Source organism: Bacillus sp. FSL K6-3176, from assembly GCF_038003325.1.
GTDB classification, from domain to species: Bacteria; Bacillota; Bacilli; order Bacillales; family Bacillaceae; genus Bacillus; species Bacillus altitudinis.
The window spans coordinates 115,942-134,044 of sequence record NZ_JBBOOX010000001.1 but is presented as its reverse complement, the minus strand read 5'-3'; the positions used below and the strand labels follow the sequence as shown (position 1 = coordinate 134,044).

Genomic DNA, 18,103 nt, shown 5'->3' with positions numbered 1-18,103 from the left:
GGGAATAGTTTTTTTAGTTTGGTATAAATCCTACCAGCGGTAGTGAGCGAATGCTTTGTTCGCTTCTGCCATTTTGTGTGTATCTTCACGTTTCTTAACAGCAGCACCAGTGTTGTTAGCTGCGTCAAGGATTTCGTTAGCAAGACGCTCTTCCATCGTTTTTTCTCCACGAAGACGAGCGTAGTTTACTAACCAGCGAAGACCTAAAGTCGTACGACGGTCTGGGCGAACTTCTACAGGAACTTGGTAGTTAGCTCCACCTACACGACGTGCTTTAACTTCAAGAACTGGCATGATGTTTTTCAAGGCTTGTTCGAAAACCTCCATCGCTTCATTACCAGTACGTTCTTTGATGATATCAAATGACTTGTAGAGAATAGTTTGTGACTTTCCTCTTTTACCGTCGATCATCATTTTGTTGATCAAACGAGATACAAGTTTAGAATTGTAAATTGGATCTGGCAAAACGTCTCTTTTTGCTACAGGACCTTTACGTGGCATCTGAATAGCCTCCCTTCTCTTTTAAAAGGATTTCTATCTGTCTTTCATCTCAATTTCATTGTCAGCTGCCTGACTCCACTGAACTGAACTCAACTTCTAAAAACCCTTATGTTTGTTTATATTATTTGCTTTGTTTAGGGCGTTTTGTTCCGTATTTAGAACGTCCTTGCATACGACCGTCAACTCCGGCAGTATCAAGCGCACCACGAACGATGTGGTAACGTACACCCGGTAAGTCTTTTACACGTCCGCCACGGATAAGTACTACACTGTGCTCTTGTAGGTTATGTCCGATACCAGGAATGTAAGCTGTTACCTCAATCAGGTTAGACAAACGTACACGAGCATATTTACGTAGTGCTGAGTTTGGTTTTTTCGGTGTCATTGTACCGACACGAGTACAAACCCCGCGCTTCTGTGGAGATGTTACGTTAGTGTGCTCTTTTTTGAAACTGTTGTATCCTTTGTTAAGTGCAGGAGACTTTGAGTTTTCAACTTTACTCACGCGTCCTTTGCGTATTAGCTGATTAATTGTAGGCATGTTGTTATTCCTCCCTTCATTACTTTTTTTATAACCCACATACCCAGGTGGTTCATCAAAAGGCAAAAAACAATGCTTTTGCATTTTAAGCATGCAAAAACAAAACAAGTACGCTATAACATAATGGCAACAGCTGCTGCCCCAACTTCAATTCCGCAGGCCTTGCCGAGCTTTTTCATGGAATCTACCACTAAAATGTCTACACCCTTCTCTTGCGCTAGTTTCATTACACTAGCGGTTAAAGCAGGATCAGCATCTTTCGCTACGACGATTTCCTTCACTGAATCTCGTTTCAGAGCTTTTACTGTTTGCTTCGTACCAATAATAATGGATTGAGCCTGTGATACTTTATCATAAGACATCGAATATCCTCCAAAGTAACAGGTTTTATTTTGAGCACCTTGGTTATATTATCATCATGGCAGAAGGATGTCAATATCGTTTGACAGATTATCTTGACATCCTTCACCATTTTTTGATGATTTTTATAGAAATCTTAAGAGAAAGATTACTCTACAGGAACCATATCGTCAGACGGCTGCACTTGTGAAACCGGCTTAACTTTACGGTAGTTTGGCATTCCAGTTCCAGCAGGAACAAGTTTACCGATGATGACATTCTCTTTCAAGCCAAGCAGTTCATCACGTTTTCCTTTGATCGCCGCATCTGTTAGGACACGAGTCGTTTCTTGGAAGGATGCTGCAGACAAGAATGAGTCTGTTTCAAGCGATGCTTTTGTAATACCAAGAAGAACTGGACGGCCTGTTGCAGGACGTTTGCCTTCGAATAGTACTTTTTTGTTCGCTTCTGTGAATTGGTGTACATCAAGAAGTGTGCCTGGTAATACATCTGTATCCCCTGCATCAGCGACACGCACTTTACGAAGCATTTGGCGAACCATTACTTCTACGTGCTTATCTCCGATTTCTACCCCTTGCATACGGTATACTTTTTGTACTTCATGAAGCAGATATTCTTGAACAGCTGTCATATCAGTCACTTTAAGAAGTTCTTTCGGATCGATTGAACCTTCTGTCAGTACTTGACCACGAGTGACTTTGTCACCTTCAACAACTTTCAGACGTGCATTGTAAGGAGCTGTGTAAGAGCGAGTTTCAACTTCGCCTTGAACCACAATTTCCTGTTGCTTGTCACGAACATCGTTAATTTCAGCAACGACACCATCAATTTCAGAAATGGTTGCCTGCCCTTTCGGATTACGCGCTTCAAATAACTCTTGGATACGAGGTAAACCTTGAGTGATATCGTCTCCTGCTACCCCACCGGTGTGGAACGTACGCATTGTAAGCTGTGTTCCTGGCTCACCGATCGATTGTGCAGCGATGATTCCAACTGCTTCACCGACTTCAACGTCAGTACCAGTTGCAAGGTTACGGCCGTAGCATCGTTTACATACACCATGAGGCGTGTTACATGTAAATGCAGAACGGATCCATACTTCCTCGATTCCTGCTTCAACTACTTCAAGTGCTTTATCTTCATCAATTAGTTCGTTTTCGCCAACAATGACTTCGCCCGTTTCAGGATGAACAATTGGTTTTCTTGCAAAACGTCCAATCAGACGTTCTTCAAGTTTCTCAATAATTTCATTTCCTTCTTTAATGGACTTCGCCAAGATTCCACGGTCTGTACCGCAATCTGTTTCACGGATGATAACATCCTGCGCAACGTCAACGAGACGACGCGTGAGGTAACCTGAGTCAGCTGTTTTAAGAGCTGTATCGGCAAGACCTTTACGCGCTCCGTGAGTGGAAATAAAGTATTCCAATACTGTTAAACCTTCACGGAAACTAGATTTAATCGGAAGTTCAATGATACGTCCAGCCGGGTTGGCCATCAGACCACGCATACCAGCCAGCTGAGTGAAGTTAGATGCGTTACCACGCGCTCCAGAGTCACTCATCATGTAGATAGGGTTGACTTCATCAAGGGACTTCATCAGTTTACCTTGGATGACATCTTTAGAAGAACTCCAGATCGAAATGACTCTCTCATAACGCTCTTCTTCAGTAATCAAACCACGTCTGAATTGCTTCATGACGTTATCTACTTTTGCTTGCGCTTCTTCGAGGATCTTCTGTTTATCATCCAATACGACGATATCAGACACCCCAACCGTAATACCCGCTTTAGTAGAGTATTTGAAACCAAGATTTTTCATGCGGTCAAGCATTTTAGATGTCTCAGTGATATGGAATCTCTTAAAGATTTCCGCAATGATTTTACCTAAAATACCTTTTTTGAACGGCGCATTGATTTCTTGTTTCTCGATCGCAGCTTTGACATCTTCACCTTTTTCAAGGAAGAAGCGGTCAGGCGTTTTTTCTTCAATATTGCTCTTTGTCGGCTCATTCATGTAAGGGAATGATTCCGGTAAGATTTCGTTAAAGATTAGTTTTCCAACTGTTGTAATCAACAATTTAGAACGCTGTTCATCAGTGAATGTCACATTCTTCAACGAGTTAGCTGCAACAGCTACACGTGTATGAAGATGCACATACCCATTTTGATAAGCTAGAAGGGCTTCGTTCGTATCTTTGAATACCATACCTTCTCCGATAGCACCTTTACGCTCAAGTGTAAGGTAGTAGTTACCTAGCACCATATCCTGAGATGGCGTAACAACAGGTTTTCCATCTTTCGGGTTCAAAATGTTTTGAGCAGCAAGCATTAAGATACGAGCTTCAGCTTGAGCTTCAGCAGATAATGGTACGTGAACCGCCATTTGGTCACCATCAAAGTCAGCGTTGTAGGCAGTACATACAAGTGGATGCAGACGAATTGCGCGTCCTTCCACAAGTGTAGGTTCAAACGCTTGAATACCAAGTCTGTGAAGAGTTGGTGCACGGTTTAGTAAGACTGGATGCTCACGAATCACTGATTCTAAAACATCCCAAACTTCCGGCTGCACGCGCTCAATCTTACGTTTCGCGCTCTTAATGTTGTGAGCTAATCCTTTTTCAACAAGCTCCTTCATCACGAATGGTTTGAATAGTTCAAGAGCCATTTCTTTCGGAAGTCCACACTGATACATTTTCAAATGTGGTCCAACGACGATAACGGAACGTCCAGAATAGTCAACACGTTTACCAAGCAAGTTTTGACGGAAACGCCCTTGTTTCCCTTTCAGCATGTGAGAAAGAGATTTCAATGGTCTATTTCCTGGTCCTGTTACTGGTCGGCCTCTACGTCCATTATCAATCAAGGCATCGACAGCTTCTTGAAGCATACGCTTCTCGTTCTGAACGATGATGCTTGGCGCGCCAAGATCTAATAAACGTTTCAGACGGTTGTTACGGTTGATGACACGACGATAAAGGTCGTTCAAGTCAGAAGTAGCAAAACGTCCGCCATCAAGCTGAACCATTGGACGTAATTCTGGTGGAATCACCGGAAGTACATCAAGGATCATCCAAGACGGTTTGTTTCCTGAGTTACGGAAAGCTTCCAACACTTCAAGGCGTTTGATCGCACGTGTACGACGCTGTCCTTGAGCTGTTTTTAGCTCTTCTTTGAGTGTATCTACTTCTTTCACAAGATCGATATCTTGAAGAAGTTTGTTAATTGCTTCTGCACCCATAGCTGCTTGGAAGGTGTTACCGTATTTATCTAAATAAGCACGGAATTCTTTCTCAGAAAGAAGTTGTTTCTTCTCAAGCGGTGTGTTGCCCGGATCAGTCACGACGTAAGAAGCGAAGTAAATCACTTCTTCTAACGCACGTGGTGACATATCTAGAACAAGACCCATACGGCTTGGGATACCTTTGAAATACCAAATGTGGGAAACTGGGGCAGCCAGTTCGATATGCCCCATTCTCTCACGACGGACTTTTGCCCGTGTTACTTCTACACCACAACGGTCACATACAACACCCTTATAACGAACGCGTTTATACTTTCCACAATGACATTCCCAGTCTTTTTGCGGTCCGAAGATACGTTCACAAAAGAGACCATCTTTTTCCGGTTTCAGTGTACGATAGTTAATCGTTTCAGGCTTTTTCACTTCACCAAAAGACCAAGAACGGATTTTATCAGGTGATGCGAGACCGATGTTCATATACTCAAAATTGTTCACATCTAGCAAGGGGCCTACCTCCCTTTTAATCTTCGGGTTATACCCTAGTCACTTGCTCTAATCGTTTCTGCTATTCTTTTGTGACTGCGTCACGTTCAAGATCGACAGGTGCGAGGTCTGCAGCATCCTCGTCATTAGATAACGCTAATCCGTCTGCTTTCTTCGTTTCCTCATCGTCTTCTAAATCTCTCATTTCTATCTCTTCTTCATCGCCAGATAGGATTTTCACATCCATACCTAAACTTTGAAGTTCTTTAATTAATACTTTGAATGATTCAGGGACACCTGGTTCAGGTACGTTATCCCCTTTGACGATCGCTTCGTATGTTTTCACACGACCCACAACGTCATCCGATTTTACAGTTAAGATTTCTTGAAGTGTATATGCTGCACCGTAAGCTTCAAGTGCCCATACTTCCATCTCTCCGAAACGCTGTCCACCAAACTGTGCTTTACCGCCCAGTGGCTGCTGCGTAACAAGTGAGTATGGTCCAGTTGAACGTGCGTGAAGTTTATCGTCAACCATGTGAGCCAGTTTGATCATATACATGATTCCAACAGATACACGGTTGTCGAATGGTTCACCAGTTCGACCATCATAAAGGACTGTTTTCGCATCACGGGACATACCTGCTTCTTCAAGCGTTTCCCAAACATCTTCCTCACGAGCACCATCAAATACTGGTGACGCAATGTGGATGCCTAGGTAACGTGCAGCCATACCCATATGAAGCTCAAGTACCTGACCGATATTCATACGAGATGGCACCCCTAGAGGGTTTAACATGATATCAATCGGTGTTCCATCTGGAAGATACGGCATATCTTCTTCTGGAAGGATTTTGGAGATAACCCCTTTGTTACCATGTCGTCCGGCCATTTTGTCACCTTCAGAAATTTTACGCTTCTGAACGATGTATACACGGACTAACTGGTTAACACCTGGTGGTAATTCATCTCCATCTTCACGGTTAAAGACTTTGACATCGTGGATGATTCCGCCGCCGCCGTGTGGTACACGTAGAGACGTATCACGTACTTCACGAGCCTTTTCACCGAAGATTGCATGTAATAGACGTTCTTCAGCTGTTAGTTCTGTTACACCTTTAGGCGTTACTTTCCCGACAAGAAGGTCTCCGTCTTTTACTTCTGCACCAATACGGATGATTCCACGCTCGTCAAGGTTGCGTAAAGCATCTTCCCCAACGTTTGGAATATCACGCGTAATTTCTTCTGGTCCAAGCTTTGTATCACGAGCTTCTGATTCATATTCTTCAATATGAATAGAAGTGTAGACGTCATCTTTTACAAGGCGCTCACTCATAATGATCGCATCCTCATAGTTGTAACCGTCCCAAGTCATGAAGCCGACCATGACGTTACGTCCTAGAGCCAATTCACCTTTTTCCATAGAAGGACCGTCTGCAAGGATTTCTCCTTTGACGACTTCATCTCCAACACTTACGATAGGACGCTGGTTGTAGCAAGTCCCTTGGTTAGAACGGACAAATTTCAGCAAGCTGTATTTGTCTAGGTTTCCTTTGACTTGTTGTCCGTCAACGTCTTCATAACGGCGAACCCAAATATTCTTCGCTTCAACACGTTCTACAACACCTGGGTAACGGCAGATCACAGCAGCACCAGAGTCTTTACCTGATACATACTCCATACCTGTACCAACAATCGGTGATTCCGGCTGCATCAAAGGCACAGCCTGACGTTGCATGTTTGCTCCCATTAGAGCACGGTTAGAGTCATCGTTTTCTAAGAATGGGATACATGCTGTCGCTGCAGAAACAACCTGCTTCGGCGAAACGTCCATGTAGTCAACGCGGTTTCGAGGAACAACGGTGTTTTCCCCTCTGAAACGAGCAATGATATTATCATCAATAAACGAACCATCTTCACCTAATATAGCGTTCGCTTGTGCTACTACGTAGTTATCCTCTTCATCAGCTGTTAGGTAATCGATTCTCGGCGTCACTTTACCTGTTTCAGGATCAACCCGACGGTAAGGTGTTTCGATAAATCCGAAGCGATTCACTTTCGCAAATGAAGATAGAGAGTTGATCAAACCAATGTTTGGACCCTCTGGTGTTTCAATCGGACACATACGACCATAGTGAGAATAGTGAACGTCACGAACTTCCATTCCTGCACGCTCACGTGTCAAACCACCCGGTCCAAGCGCTGATAGACGACGTTTGTGTGTCAATTCAGCAAGCGGGTTTGTTTGATCCATGAACTGAGAAAGCTGAGAGCTACCAAAGAACTCTTTGATAGAAGCGATCACAGGACGGATGTTGATCAGCTGCTGAGGTGTGATCGTGTTCGTGTCTTGAATCGACATTCTTTCACGAACAACACGCTCCATTCTGCTTAAACCAATACGGAATTGGTTTTGCAGAAGTTCACCTACAGAACGCAGACGACGGTTACCAAGGTGATCGATATCATCTGTGTCACCTACTCCATGAAGTAGGTTAAAGAAGTAACTGATTGAAGCAATGATGTCAGAAGGCGTGATGTTCTTCACAGCTTCCTCTACATATGCATTACCAATCACGTTGATCACTTGCTCGCCTTCTTGATCAGTTGGTGCATAAATCTTGATAGATTGAAGTTCTACTTCATCCTCTACTACGCCACCGTTTGGATAAAGCTTTCTAAATCCGATGCCGTTTTCTAAGTATGGAAGAACTTTATCAAGCACTCTTCTATCTAAAATTTGACCTTTTTCTGCTAGGATTTCACCTGTTTCAGGATCAACTAGCGTTTCAGCCAATTTTTGATTGAATAGTCTATTTTTAATATGAAGCTTCTTATTAATCTTGTAGCGTCCAACATTTGCTAAGTCATATCTCTTCGGATCAAAGAAGCGAGAGTCTAGCAAGCTTTTCGCATTTTCAACAGTTGGCGGCTCTCCGGGACGAAGACGCTCGTAGATTTCGAGAAGTGCTTTATCAGCATTCTCTGTATTGTCTTTTTCCAACGTGTTGCGTAAGTATTCATTCTCGCCAATGAGGTCAAGAATCTCTTGATCAGAGCTGAAGCCGAGAGCACGCAAAAGAACCGTAACCGGCAACTTACGTGTGCGATCGATGCGTACATAGACTACATCCTTCGCATCAGTTTCGTATTCTAACCATGCGCCACGGTTTGGAATGACAGTCGCAGTAAAACCTTTTTTACCGTTTTTGTCTACTTTACCACTGAAATATACACTCGGAGAACGTACTAACTGAGAAACGATTACACGTTCCGCACCATTAATGATAAAAGTACCTGTGTCTGTCATGATTGGGAAATCACCCATAAACACATCTTGGTCTTTTACTTCTCCAGTTTCTTTGTTAATTAAACGAACTTTTACTCTTAGTGGAGCAGAGTAAGTTACATCACGTTCTTTTGATTCTGCTACAGGATACTTAGGATCCCCTAGGCTGTAATCAATGAATTCAAGAGAAAGGTTACCAGTAAAATCCTCAATTGGGGATATATCTTGAAACATCTCTCTAAGACCCTCATCAAGAAACCACTGATAAGAAGAGGTTTGAATTTCAATGAGATTTGGTAATTCTAACACTTCGCTTATGCGTGCGTAGCTTCTGCGCTGGCGGTGTCGTCCATACTGAACTAGTTGACCTGTCAACTGATTCACCCCTCAAATCATGCGTATTATATGTGTAAAAAGTATTTCTGTCTTTCAAATGTCAGTAAAGAAATACTTTTACAAGACAAAAGAAAAAAGGGTTTCTAAAATAAGAAAACCACATCCAAAAACAAATACCGATTTTATTAGTTTTCCCAAGTATGCATAATTTATACAAAATAGTTGTTTTTTAAGCCTATCAAGCAAAATATACACATTGGCATTTTATAATGTTAACACAGCTAGGAAACTGCGTCAAACTTTTTTAGCTTTGATAATATAGTAGCCCTTTTTTTTCATAACGACCGTCACTTCTCCAAAAAGCTGTTCTAATTTCTCAATCGCAGATGGTCCACCTTGTTTTTTCTGAATAACCACCCACAACTCACCTTCCGGCAATAAATGATCAGCACTTTTTTCAAAGATCGCATGTACTACTTTCTTCCCTGCCCGTATTGGGGGATTGGTCAGTATAGAGGCAAAAGCAGCTGATGAATGAACATTCGAGAACAAATCACTTTGATAGATGCGGACATTATCAATGCGATTATGCTTAGCGTTTTCCTTTGAAAGTTCGACTGCTCTTTCGTTCACATCAATCATATGAATGGTGCGGCCTGTCATTTCGTTTGCTAACGATAAGCCGATCGGTCCATAACCGCAACCGACATCTAAGACGTCGCCATCCAAGTCAGGTTCTTCAAAAGCTTCAATTAAAAGCCTCGAACCATAGTCGACTTCTTTCTTAGAAAACACTCCACTGTCACTTGTAAAAGTAAAGCTACGGTTTCTCAAGGTGAAGTCCCATGTCTGTTTATTGCTTTTCACTGATGGCTTTTCCGTATAATAGTGGTCACTCATGGTGAATGGACCTCCTCTGGATTCAATCGTTTCAGGAGATAAGAAAAGAAAAAGCCCGCCAGTAAAAGCGAGCTTTCCCAAAAGATTAGGCGAAGATTACTTAACTTCTACAGAAGCGCCAACTTCTTCAAGCTTAGCTTTAAGTTCTTCAGCTTCTTCTTTAGCAATACCTTCTTTAAGTGGTTTTGGAGTGTTGTCAACAAGTTCTTTAGCTTCTTTCAAGCCAAGACCAGTGATTTCACGAACCACTTTGATAACTTTGATTTTTTGGTCTCCAGCACCAGCAAGTACTAGATCAAAATCAGTTTTTTCTTCAGCAGCAGCACCGCCACCAGCAGCTACAGCTACAGGAGCAGCAGCAGTTACGCCAAATTCTTCTTCGATTGCTTTTACTAAGTCGTTTAACTCAAGTACAGTTGCTTCTTTAACTGAAGCAATGATTTCTTCGATATTTAAAGCCATTTGTAATTCCTCCATTTTTAAGTTATTTACGTCAAGTACGCATTAAGCGCCTTGTTCTTCTTTTTGATCTGCAACTGCTTTAGTAGCAAGAGCAAGGTTACGAACTGGAGCTTGAAGAACGCTAAGCAACATAGATAGTAAGCCTTCGCGAGACGGAAGTTCCGCAAGAGCCTTCACTTCTTCTACAGTCGCTACGTTTCCTTCGATAACACCAGCTTTGATTTCTAAAGCTTCGTGGCTTTTCGCAAATTCGTTGATGATTTTCGCAGGTGCGATAACATCTTCGTTACTGAATGCGATAGCGTTTGGACCTGTTAAGAAATCGTTTAAACCCGTTAGTTCAACTTGTTCAACTGCACGGCGAGTCAAAGTGTTTTTGTAAACTTTGAATTCTACGCCAGCATCACGAAGTTGTTTACGAAGTTCAGTCACTTCAGAAACTGAAAGACCGCGGTAATCTACGATTACAGTAGACAAACTGTCTTTAAATTTAGAAGTAATTTCATCAACGACAACTTTTTTAGTATCGATTGCATTGCTCATGGTTACACCTCCTGTACATTCTTTGTGTAACACTTATACCGATCAGGCCATCACGTTCCTAACGAACGGTTCTCCATATAAAAAGCCTCCATTAAGACATGGAGGCTGTATATACAAGCATACGTTAACGTAAGACTGTGACATATACACCTCGGCGGGTTAATTAAGCCATAAGGCCCCTGCTGTCTACGGTATAAATGATTATTCTATTTTACAACATTTTGATATTATCAAAACGGTTGTGACAAGTCAAGAATTATTTTGCAGAGAAAGAAGATGGATCCACTTTCACGCCAGGGCCCATAGTAGATGTAACAGAAACGTTTTTCACGTATACACCTTTAGCCGCTGCAGGTTTTGCTTTAAGGATTGTGTCATAGATTGTTGCAAAGTTCTCAACAAGCTTTTCGTCCTCGAAAGAAACCTTTCCGATTGGCGCGTGGATGTTACCAGCTTTATCAACGCGGTATTCTACTTTACCAGCTTTGATTTCATTGATTGCTTTTTCTACTTCGAAAGTTACAGTTCCTGTTTTAGGGTTTGGCATAAGACCTTTTGGTCCAAGTACACGACCGATCTTACCAACTTCACCCATCATGTCAGGTGTCGCAACGATTACATCGAATTCGAACCAGCCTTGTTGGATTTTAGTGATGTAATCAGAATCTCCAACGTAGTCTGCTCCAGCAGCTTCTGCTTCTTTTGCTTTTTCGCCTTTAGCGAACACAAGAACGCGTTGAGTTTTACCAGTTCCGTTAGGAAGTACAACTGCACCGCGGATTTGTTGATCGTTTTTACGAGGGTCTACGCCCAAACGAAAAGCAACTTCTACAGTCGCATCAAATTTCGCTGTATTTGCTTTTTTTGTAAGAGAAACAGCTTCAGCTACATCATACGCTTTAGTACGTTCGATTAGCTTAGCAGCTTCTACATACTTTTTACCTTTTTTAGCCATTATAAAAATCCTCCTTATGTGGTTTTAGCGGAATAACCTCCCACGAATAAGGGTTGCGAACTTGTCAAAACCAAACTCGCAACCCAACAAGACAAAAAATTAATCTTCGATGACAATACCCATACTGCGTGCAGTACCTTCAACCATGCGCATAGCTGATTCAACGCTAGCAGCGTTTAAGTCAGGCATTTTTGTTTCCGCGATTTCGCGTACTTTATCACGCTTAACAGTTGCCACTTTATTACGGTTAGGTTCACCAGAACCAGACTCAATACCAGCTGCTTTTTTAAGTAAAACTGCAGCAGGTGGAGTTTTAGTAATAAATGTAAATGAACGGTCTTCAAAAACCGAAATTTCAACAGGAATGATAAGACCAGCTTGGTCAGCTGTACGAGCGTTAAACTCCTTACAGAATCCCATGATATTAACACCGGCTTGACCTAGTGCAGGTCCAACTGGTGGAGCTGGGTTAGCTTTTCCAGCAGGAATTTGCAATTTAACAACTTTAACTACTTTTTTAGCCACGAGACACACCTCCTTAAAGTCCGTGATGTGGTAATAGGGGAATCCCCCTCCCACTCAACAACTTCATTCTTTATATGAATGACGAAATAACTAGCTAGCGATCTTGAGCGAACTCAAGACGTACCTTTGCTATATTACCACTTCTATACACTCATTTCAAGCTCTTTTAAATTACAATTTATCGATCTGTGTGAACTCAAGTTCCACAGGAGTTTCTCTACCAAACATATTAACGAATACTTTGACTTTGCTTTTATCATAATCAATCTCTTCGATAGAGCCTGTGAAGTTAGCAAATGGTCCATCGATGACCTTGACTGTTTCTTTTAGTTCAAAGTCGATTTCTGTCTTGCGCTCTTCAAGTCCCATTCTCTTCAGAATGGTTTCTGCTTCGCCAGGTAATAACGCTGTCGGCTTAGAGCCTGATCCAGCTGATCCAACGAATCCTGTCACACCTGGTGTATTACGAACGACATACCAAGAATCGTCAGTCATGACGATTTCTACTAGCACATATCCAGGGAATACTTTCTTTTTCACTACTTTTTTCTTACCGTTTTTAATGTCCGTTTCTTCTTCTTCTGGTACAACAACGCGGAAAATTTTATCCTGCATGCCCATTGATTCAACACGCTTTTCCAAGTTTGCTTTCACTTTGTTTTCATAGCCAGAGTACGTATGCACAACATACCAATTCTTTTCCATTTTCGTTCAGGACTATTTAGTCCTTCCCTCCCCACATTTCGTAATGTCTATTTGACGAATCTCGAGTACCGGTAAATATTTTCAAGCAATTGAAAAAACCCGTAAAACGGGTTTTTTGGCAAGTCATATTATGATCTATTATAGCACGTTCAGCAGACCATTATTCAAGTATTAATGAATTAATTCGATTAATTGTGAGATTCCTATATCAAGAAAAGAGAAAAAGATGGCAAAAAATACGACTGTTAAAATAACAGTGATCGTGTAGCGGACCATTTCGTTTTTCTTTGGCCAGCTGACCTTTTTCATTTCTTTCCCGACACTTTTTAAGAAACTGATAATACGCATGTAAAAGACCTCCACAGATTAAAGAACGCAAATCCTACTTCGTTTCTAAATGTGTTTTATGTGAATTACAAGTCTTGCAATATTTCTTAACTTCTAATCTTTCAGCTGCTGAAGCAACACTTTTCATTGTCGTATAATTGCGGCTTCCGCAGTCTTTACAGGCTAGAGTAATCTTTTTCCTCATATTTACACCTATTTTCTCGACATCATTTCCTTAGTACCTTATCACAGTGTCGAAAAAGCTGTCAATATAGGTTTGATTAGAGACTGATCTCGCGCAGCTCTAAATATTTCTCTAATTTTCTCTTTACTCTTTGGAGTGCGTTATCAATTGATTTCACATGACGGTTTAAATCTTCAGAAATCTCCTGATAGGACCTACCATCAAGATAAAGCACAAGTACCTTTCTTTCCAGCTCGCTTAGTAATTCACCCATTTTCATTTCAATATCATCAAATTCTTCTTTGCTAATGATTAAATCTTCTGGGTTAAGCGCTTTAGCACCGGAAATGACGTCCAATAATGTTCTGTCCGATTCTTCATCGTATATCGGCTTGTCTAATGATACATAGGAATTTAACGGGATATGTTTTTGGCGAGTAGCTGTTTTAATTGCGGTGATAATTTGGCGGGTAATACATAATTCTGCAAAAGCCTTAAATGAAGTAAGCTTGTCCTCTCTGAAATCGCGGATAGACTTATAAAGTCCGATCATCCCCTCTTGGACAATGTCCTCTCGATCCGCTCCAATCAAGAAATAAGATCTTGCTTTCGCACGTACAAAATTGCGGTATTTCGTTATTAAATAATCTAGCGCATCACTATCTCCGACATGAACCCTTTCAATGACTTGTTCATCTTCCAACTGGCAAAATTGCTCTCTGATGGACTTACCCTTGCTGTTGTTTAGATTCACTTCGATCCCCCCGACCGCACCTAGATAGAAATATTATACAATAATGGTTGAAATATCGTCAAGCTATTCCAAGTTTCCCCGCCGCCATTTTTCAAACGTTTTCAATACATCTTCTGACAATTCAATTTTGGATGCTGGTTTATCAGAAGTAATCTTTTTGACACGTGTTTCAATCTTTCGTTCAATCACTTCTATCTCTCTTAAGAGCTCTCGTGCTGACTTACGAAGTGCACCCTGTCCAAAAATTGCCCATTGTTCTGTATAATCAGAGGTCGCCACATGAATTTGCGTCCGAATGTTATTCAAGTCTTGTGCCAGTTTTTCAATCCGCTCATCAGCCGTTTCATTTTCTCTTGTAAAGATGACCTCTACTCGGTGGTTTGTCCGCTTCTTTTCGATTCCTTTGACCATATGGGCATCGAATACGACAATGACTCGATACCCTGTATATGCTTGATATTCTGCTAAATGTTGAATCAGCACGTCTCTGGCTTCTTCAAAGCTGTTTTCTTTTAAGTGCTGCAAACGAGGCCATGCACCTATCATGTTGTATCCATCGACTAAGAGGATGTCCATCTCTATTCTCCTAACGGATAACGTTTTCGATACACTTCATACATCAATAGACTAGCGGCAACTGATGCATTTAATGAAGTGACCTTCCCGGCCATTGGCAATTTAATCAAGAAATCACATTTTTCCTTAATCAATCGGCCAATTCCTTTTCCTTCACTGCCGATGACAAGAGCGAGAGGCATCGTGCCGTCAAATTGTCTGTAGTCCTGCTTCGCAGATGCATCTGTTCCTGCGACCCAGATTCCTCTTTCTTTCATTTCATCAAGAGCTCTGGAAAGATTGGTTACTTTTGCGACCGGGATATGTTCAATGGCTCCAGTAGATGCTTTCGCAACAGTTGTCGTCAAGCCTACCGCTCGTCGTTTTGGAATGACGATTCCATGTGCACCAACAGCATCGGCCGTACGCATGATCGACCCTAAATTGTGCGGATCTTCAATTTCATCTAAGATGATGAAAAATGGTTGTTCATTCCGCTTTTCAGCAATTTGATACAGATCGTCCAATTCTGCATATTCATATGCTGCTACTTGTGCAACGATTCCCTGGTGCTGACCTGTTACCATCTGATCAAGCTTTTTCCTCGGAACATACTGAATGGTGATATTTTGCTTTTTCGCGAGTTCAATGACCTGCTGGGCTTGTCCTTTTACAGTGTTTTCTGCCATCCAGAGCTTGTATAACTCCCGATCTGACTTCAGTGTTTCAATCACTGCATTTTTCCCAATCACATAATCATGTTGCTGACTCATTTGTCTTCCTCCCTGACGTTCCGATTTCAATCGCCTGACTAATCAACTCTTCTAAGCGTTCGTCCTGCTTCTCGATAAATAAATAACCCATGAGCGCTTCAAACGCTGTACTATAACGATACGTTTGAACGTCTGTGTTTTTAGGCACTGTGCCTGATTTTGCATTTCTTCCTCTTTTCAGCACCGCTTCTTCCGCTTCTGTGAAAAAGCCCTTCTGCTGAAGCTCAAATAAAATAGCGGCCTGAGATTTAGCTGAAACGATCTTACTTGCACGTTTATGAAGCTCATTTGGTTTGGTCGCCCCCGTTTGGAGGAGGTGATGCCTCACGTATACTTCAAAAATGGCATCACCCATATAAGCAAGCGCAAGTCCGTTCAACTGTTTTCCGTCTTTCAGCTTTTCAAAATTCAACATGACCTATTCTCCTCTTTTCCAGCGCGTACCTTGAGGAGTGTCCTCCAATACAATATTCATGCTCTTTAACTGGTCACGAATTTGATCAGACAATGCGAAGTCACGATTCCTTCTAGCTTCATTCCGCTTCTCAATTAATGCTTCTACCTCTTCGTCAAGCGTGTGCTTTTCTGCTAGTGAGAAGCCGAGGACGGATGTGATTTCTTGGAACAAGCCAATAAATGCCTTGATCACTTCCTCGGAAGTATGATCATTTTCCATATAGTAATTCGCTTGTTTCGCTAGTTCAAATAAAACAGAAATGGCATTTGCCGTATTGAAGTCATCATTCATTTCAGAAATAAATGTCGCTCGCTGCTCTTCAATCTTTGTCAGCCATTCCGTGTTATCCTCTGTTAAATTGGTACTGCTCTCAAGGCGATGATGTAGATTTGAATAAGATGTTTTGAGTCTGTTAAATGCACTCTTTGTACTTTCCAATAAGTCAATGGAGTAATTGATTGGATGACGATAGTGAACCGACAGCATAAAGAAACGAAGCACATCTGGATCTTGTTCTTTAATAATGTCATGTACGAGCACAAAGTTCCCAAGTGATTTTGACATTTTTTCATTCTCAATATTAATATACCCGTTATGCATCCAATACTTCGCAAAAGGTTTTCCTGTCAAAGCCTCAGATTGAGCAATCTCATTCTCGTGGTGAGGGAACGTTAAATCCTGTCCGCCAGCATGAATGTCAATCGTATCGCCTAAATATTTTTTGACCATCGCAGAGCACTCGATGTGCCAGCCTGGACGCCCTTCGCCCCACGGGCTATCCCAAGAAATCTCCTGATCCTTTGCGGCCTTCCATAATGCAAAGTCGAGTGCATCCCTTTTCTTTTCACCTACACGAATACGGGCACCTGTCTTTAATTCATCAATCGATTGGTGAGACAGTTTTCCGTAGCCTTCAAATGAGCGTGTGCTGTAATACACGTCACCATCTGCTTCATAGGCGTAGCCTTTTTCAATCAATGTGGCGATAAACGCAATGATATCATCCATATTTTCTGTCACTCGCGGGTGAAGGTCTGCTTTTTTGCAGCCTAATGCACTGACGTCCTCAAAGTATGCTTGGATAAATCGATCAGCAATCGTTGGGACATCTTCGCCTAATTCATTTGCTGCTTTGATGAGTTTATCATCCACATCAGTAAAGTTGGATACGAAATTCACATCATAGCCGCTATATTCTAAATACTTACGTACCGTGTCATATACAATGGCAGGTCTTGCATTCCCGATGTGAATGTAGTTATACACGGTTGGTCCGCACACATACATCTTGACCTTTCCTGGTTCAAGTGGGACAAACTCTTCCTTCTTACGTGTCAATGTATTATAAATATTGATTGTCATGATTGTTCTTCCTTTCTGCTCAATGAAGCCAGCTCACGTTTTAGCTTTTCCATTTCTCGCTCCAATTCTTTGAAACGATCAGAAACTGGATCTGGCAAATCTTGATGATTGAGATCACGATTGATTTTCTTTCCATTTTGAACGACCACTCGCCCAGGTATACCTACAACAGTAGAATGGTCTGGTACGTCTTTTAACACAACAGACCCCGCACCAATCTTGGACCCTTTTCCTACGGTAATAGAACCGAGCACCTTAGCACCAGTCGCAATCAGCGCATCGTCCAAAATAGTTGGATGCCGCTTTCCCTTTTCTTTCCCTGTTCCCCCTAATGTCACGCCTTGGAAAACAGTGACGTTATCGCCAATTTCACATGTTTCCCCAATCACGACGCCCATGCCGTGATCAATAAAGAACCGCCGGCCGATGGTTGCTGCTGGGTGAATCTCAACCCCTGTGAAAAACCGGCTGACCTGAGAAATGATCCGCGCAAGAAAATACAGCTTACGCTTGTAAAATGCATGCGCAACACGATGAGCCCAAATCGCATGAAGCCCTGAATAGGTTAGCACTACTTCAAGATAGCTTCTAGCAGCAGGATCTTGATCAAACACAGTATCAATATCTTCTTTCAGCATTTTGAAAAACACATGCTCCCCCCGTTCTTCCCCATCAATCTCTCTTAGGACTTGCTCTCTTTTTTGGACAAATAAAAAACGCCTCTGCCATATGACAGAGACGTTTTGAAAACGCGGTTCCACTCTGTTTAGAAAGCCCTCATTTCGCAGCCTTCTCAACTTCATCCCATAACGGAGGGTACCGCCCTTGCATACTAACATACGTGTTC

19 protein-coding genes and 2 other annotated features (1 of these 21 cut by a window edge) are annotated in these 18,103 nt (G+C 41.9%); all 19 genes read right to left on the bottom strand.

From position 1 onward, the window contains the following. Positions 1-30: 30 nt before the first annotated feature. The 19 genes from rpsG to cysE all read right to left on the bottom strand — a co-directional run bounded on the left by rpsG (position 31) and on the right by cysE (position 17,906). Positions 31-501, bottom strand: a complete 471-nt coding sequence (rpsG, locus tag MHB38_RS00710) for a 30S ribosomal protein S7 (RefSeq protein WP_003216884.1) — start codon at positions 499-501, stop codon at positions 31-33. Positions 502-622: 121 nt separating this feature from the next. Next, positions 623-1,042: a 30S ribosomal protein S12 gene (gene rpsL, locus MHB38_RS00705; protein WP_003216962.1), complete on the bottom strand. Its 420-nt coding sequence runs from the start codon at positions 1,040-1,042 to the stop codon at positions 623-625. A gap of 113 nt (positions 1,043-1,155) precedes the next feature. Then, complete coding sequence (locus MHB38_RS00700; protein WP_008345416.1) at positions 1,156-1,404, bottom strand: 50S ribosomal protein L7ae-like protein; 249 nt, start codon at positions 1,402-1,404, stop codon at positions 1,156-1,158. Between the two features lie 146 nt (positions 1,405-1,550). Further along, complete coding sequence (gene rpoC, locus MHB38_RS00695) at positions 1,551-5,150, bottom strand: DNA-directed RNA polymerase subunit beta' (protein ID WP_007496298.1); 3,600 nt, start codon at positions 5,148-5,150, stop codon at positions 1,551-1,553. Positions 5,151-5,211: 61 nt separating this feature from the next. After that, positions 5,212-8,793, bottom strand: coding sequence for a DNA-directed RNA polymerase subunit beta (rpoB, locus tag MHB38_RS00690; RefSeq protein ID WP_007496297.1), 3,582 nt, complete (start codon positions 8,791-8,793; stop codon positions 5,212-5,214). Positions 8,794-9,048: 255 nt separating this feature from the next. Further along, positions 9,049-9,654, bottom strand: a complete 606-nt coding sequence (locus MHB38_RS00685; protein WP_007496296.1) for a class I SAM-dependent methyltransferase — start codon at positions 9,652-9,654, stop codon at positions 9,049-9,051. A 96-nt stretch (positions 9,655-9,750) separates the two neighbouring features. Next, on the bottom strand, positions 9,751-10,116 hold the full coding sequence (gene rplL / locus MHB38_RS00680) for a 50S ribosomal protein L7/L12 (RefSeq protein WP_008345418.1): 366 nt from the start codon (positions 10,114-10,116) through the stop codon (positions 9,751-9,753). Positions 10,117-10,158: 42 nt separating this feature from the next. Next, complete coding sequence (rplJ, locus tag MHB38_RS00675) at positions 10,159-10,659, bottom strand: 50S ribosomal protein L10 (protein WP_007496293.1); 501 nt, start codon at positions 10,657-10,659, stop codon at positions 10,159-10,161. Positions 10,660-10,728: 69 nt separating this feature from the next. Further along, positions 10,729-10,869, bottom strand: a sequence feature (ribosomal protein L10 leader region). 46 nt (positions 10,870-10,915) lie between these two features. Continuing rightward, positions 10,916-11,614 (bottom strand): 50S ribosomal protein L1, encoded by a 699-nt coding sequence (rplA, locus tag MHB38_RS00670; protein WP_007496292.1) that lies wholly within the window; start codon positions 11,612-11,614, stop codon positions 10,916-10,918. Between the two features lie 99 nt (positions 11,615-11,713). Continuing rightward, the gene (gene rplK, locus MHB38_RS00665; protein WP_003216956.1) at positions 11,714-12,139 is read right to left on the bottom strand and encodes a 50S ribosomal protein L11; all 426 of its coding nucleotides are present in this window, start codon (positions 12,137-12,139) and stop codon (positions 11,714-11,716) included. Positions 12,140-12,310: 171 nt separating this feature from the next. Beyond that, positions 12,311-12,844, bottom strand: a complete 534-nt coding sequence (nusG, locus tag MHB38_RS00660) for a transcription termination/antitermination protein NusG (RefSeq protein ID WP_003217197.1) — start codon at positions 12,842-12,844, stop codon at positions 12,311-12,313. Positions 12,845-13,015: 171 nt separating this feature from the next. After that, positions 13,016-13,192: a preprotein translocase subunit SecE gene (secE, locus tag MHB38_RS00655; RefSeq protein WP_008345422.1), complete on the bottom strand. Its 177-nt coding sequence runs from the start codon at positions 13,190-13,192 to the stop codon at positions 13,016-13,018. A 34-nt stretch (positions 13,193-13,226) separates the two neighbouring features. Next, positions 13,227-13,376, bottom strand: a complete 150-nt coding sequence (rpmG, locus tag MHB38_RS00650) for a 50S ribosomal protein L33 (RefSeq protein ID WP_008356502.1) — start codon at positions 13,374-13,376, stop codon at positions 13,227-13,229. A 76-nt stretch (positions 13,377-13,452) separates the two neighbouring features. Continuing rightward, entirely contained in the window at positions 13,453-14,109 is a 657-nt protein-coding gene (sigH, locus tag MHB38_RS00645) for an RNA polymerase sporulation sigma factor SigH (protein WP_008345424.1), read from the bottom strand. Positions 14,110-14,172: 63 nt separating this feature from the next. Continuing rightward, a complete protein-coding gene (gene rae1 / locus MHB38_RS00640) occupies positions 14,173-14,685 on the bottom strand; it encodes a ribosome-dependent mRNA decay endonuclease Rae1/YacP (protein WP_007496285.1) in 513 nt (170 codons plus the stop codon). Positions 14,686-14,687: 2 nt separating this feature from the next. Continuing rightward, positions 14,688-15,437, bottom strand: a complete 750-nt coding sequence (gene rlmB, locus MHB38_RS00635; protein ID WP_017359163.1) for a 23S rRNA (guanosine(2251)-2'-O)-methyltransferase RlmB — start codon at positions 15,435-15,437, stop codon at positions 14,688-14,690. Continuing rightward, positions 15,421-15,852, bottom strand: coding sequence for a Mini-ribonuclease 3 (locus tag MHB38_RS00630; protein WP_008345428.1), 432 nt, complete (start codon positions 15,850-15,852; stop codon positions 15,421-15,423). Before MHB38_RS00630 ends, rlmB begins: the two co-directional genes overlap by 17 nt. A gap of 3 nt (positions 15,853-15,855) precedes the next feature. Beyond that, positions 15,856-17,256 carry a cysteine--tRNA ligase gene (gene cysS / locus MHB38_RS00625; protein ID WP_007496278.1) on the bottom strand — a complete coding sequence of 467 codons (1,401 nt, stop codon included), beginning with the start codon at positions 17,254-17,256 and terminating at the stop codon, positions 15,856-15,858. After that, positions 17,253-17,906, bottom strand: coding sequence for a serine O-acetyltransferase (gene cysE, locus MHB38_RS00620; RefSeq protein ID WP_017366453.1), 654 nt, complete (start codon positions 17,904-17,906; stop codon positions 17,253-17,255). Before cysE ends, cysS begins: the two co-directional genes overlap by 4 nt. Positions 17,907-17,987: 81 nt before the next feature. Next, positions 17,988-18,103, bottom strand: a binding site (T-box leader); it runs 114 nt beyond the window's last position.

Bases quoted from the DNA above. Each gene is read 5' to 3' on its own strand.
- rpsG (WP_003216884.1), bottom strand. From the start codon at position 501: ATGCCACGTAAAGGTCCTGTAGCAAAAAGAGACGTTTTGCCAGATCCA.
- rpsL (WP_003216962.1), bottom strand. From the start codon at position 1,042: ATGCCTACAATTAATCAGCTAATACGCAAAGGACGCGTGAGTAAAGTT.
- MHB38_RS00700 (WP_008345416.1), bottom strand. From the start codon at position 1,404: ATGTCTTATGATAAAGTATCACAGGCTCAATCCATTATTATTGGTACG.
- MHB38_RS00685 (WP_007496296.1), bottom strand. From the start codon at position 9,654: ATGAGTGACCACTATTATACGGAAAAGCCATCAGTGAAAAGCAATAAA.
- rplL (WP_008345418.1), bottom strand. From the start codon at position 10,116: ATGGCTTTAAATATCGAAGAAATCATTGCTTCAGTTAAAGAAGCAACT.
- rplJ (WP_007496293.1), bottom strand. From the start codon at position 10,659: ATGAGCAATGCAATCGATACTAAAAAAGTTGTCGTTGATGAAATTACT.
- rplA (WP_007496292.1), bottom strand. From the start codon at position 11,614: ATGGCTAAAAAAGGTAAAAAGTATGTAGAAGCTGCTAAGCTAATCGAA.
- nusG (WP_003217197.1), bottom strand. From the start codon at position 12,844: ATGGAAAAGAATTGGTATGTTGTGCATACGTACTCTGGCTATGAAAAC.
- secE (WP_008345422.1), bottom strand. From the start codon at position 13,192: ATGCGTATTATCAGTTTCTTAAAAAGTGTCGGGAAAGAAATGAAAAAG.
- rpmG (WP_008356502.1), bottom strand. From the start codon at position 13,376: ATGAGGAAAAAGATTACTCTAGCCTGTAAAGACTGCGGAAGCCGCAAT.
- rae1 (WP_007496285.1), bottom strand. From the start codon at position 14,685: ATGGACATCCTCTTAGTCGATGGATACAACATGATAGGTGCATGGCCT.
- rlmB (WP_017359163.1), bottom strand. From the start codon at position 15,437: ATGAGTCAGCAACATGATTATGTGATTGGGAAAAATGCAGTGATTGAA.
- MHB38_RS00630 (WP_008345428.1), bottom strand. From the start codon at position 15,852: ATGTTGAATTTTGAAAAGCTGAAAGACGGAAAACAGTTGAACGGACTT.
- cysS (WP_007496278.1), bottom strand. From the start codon at position 17,256: ATGACAATCAATATTTATAATACATTGACACGTAAGAAGGAAGAGTTT.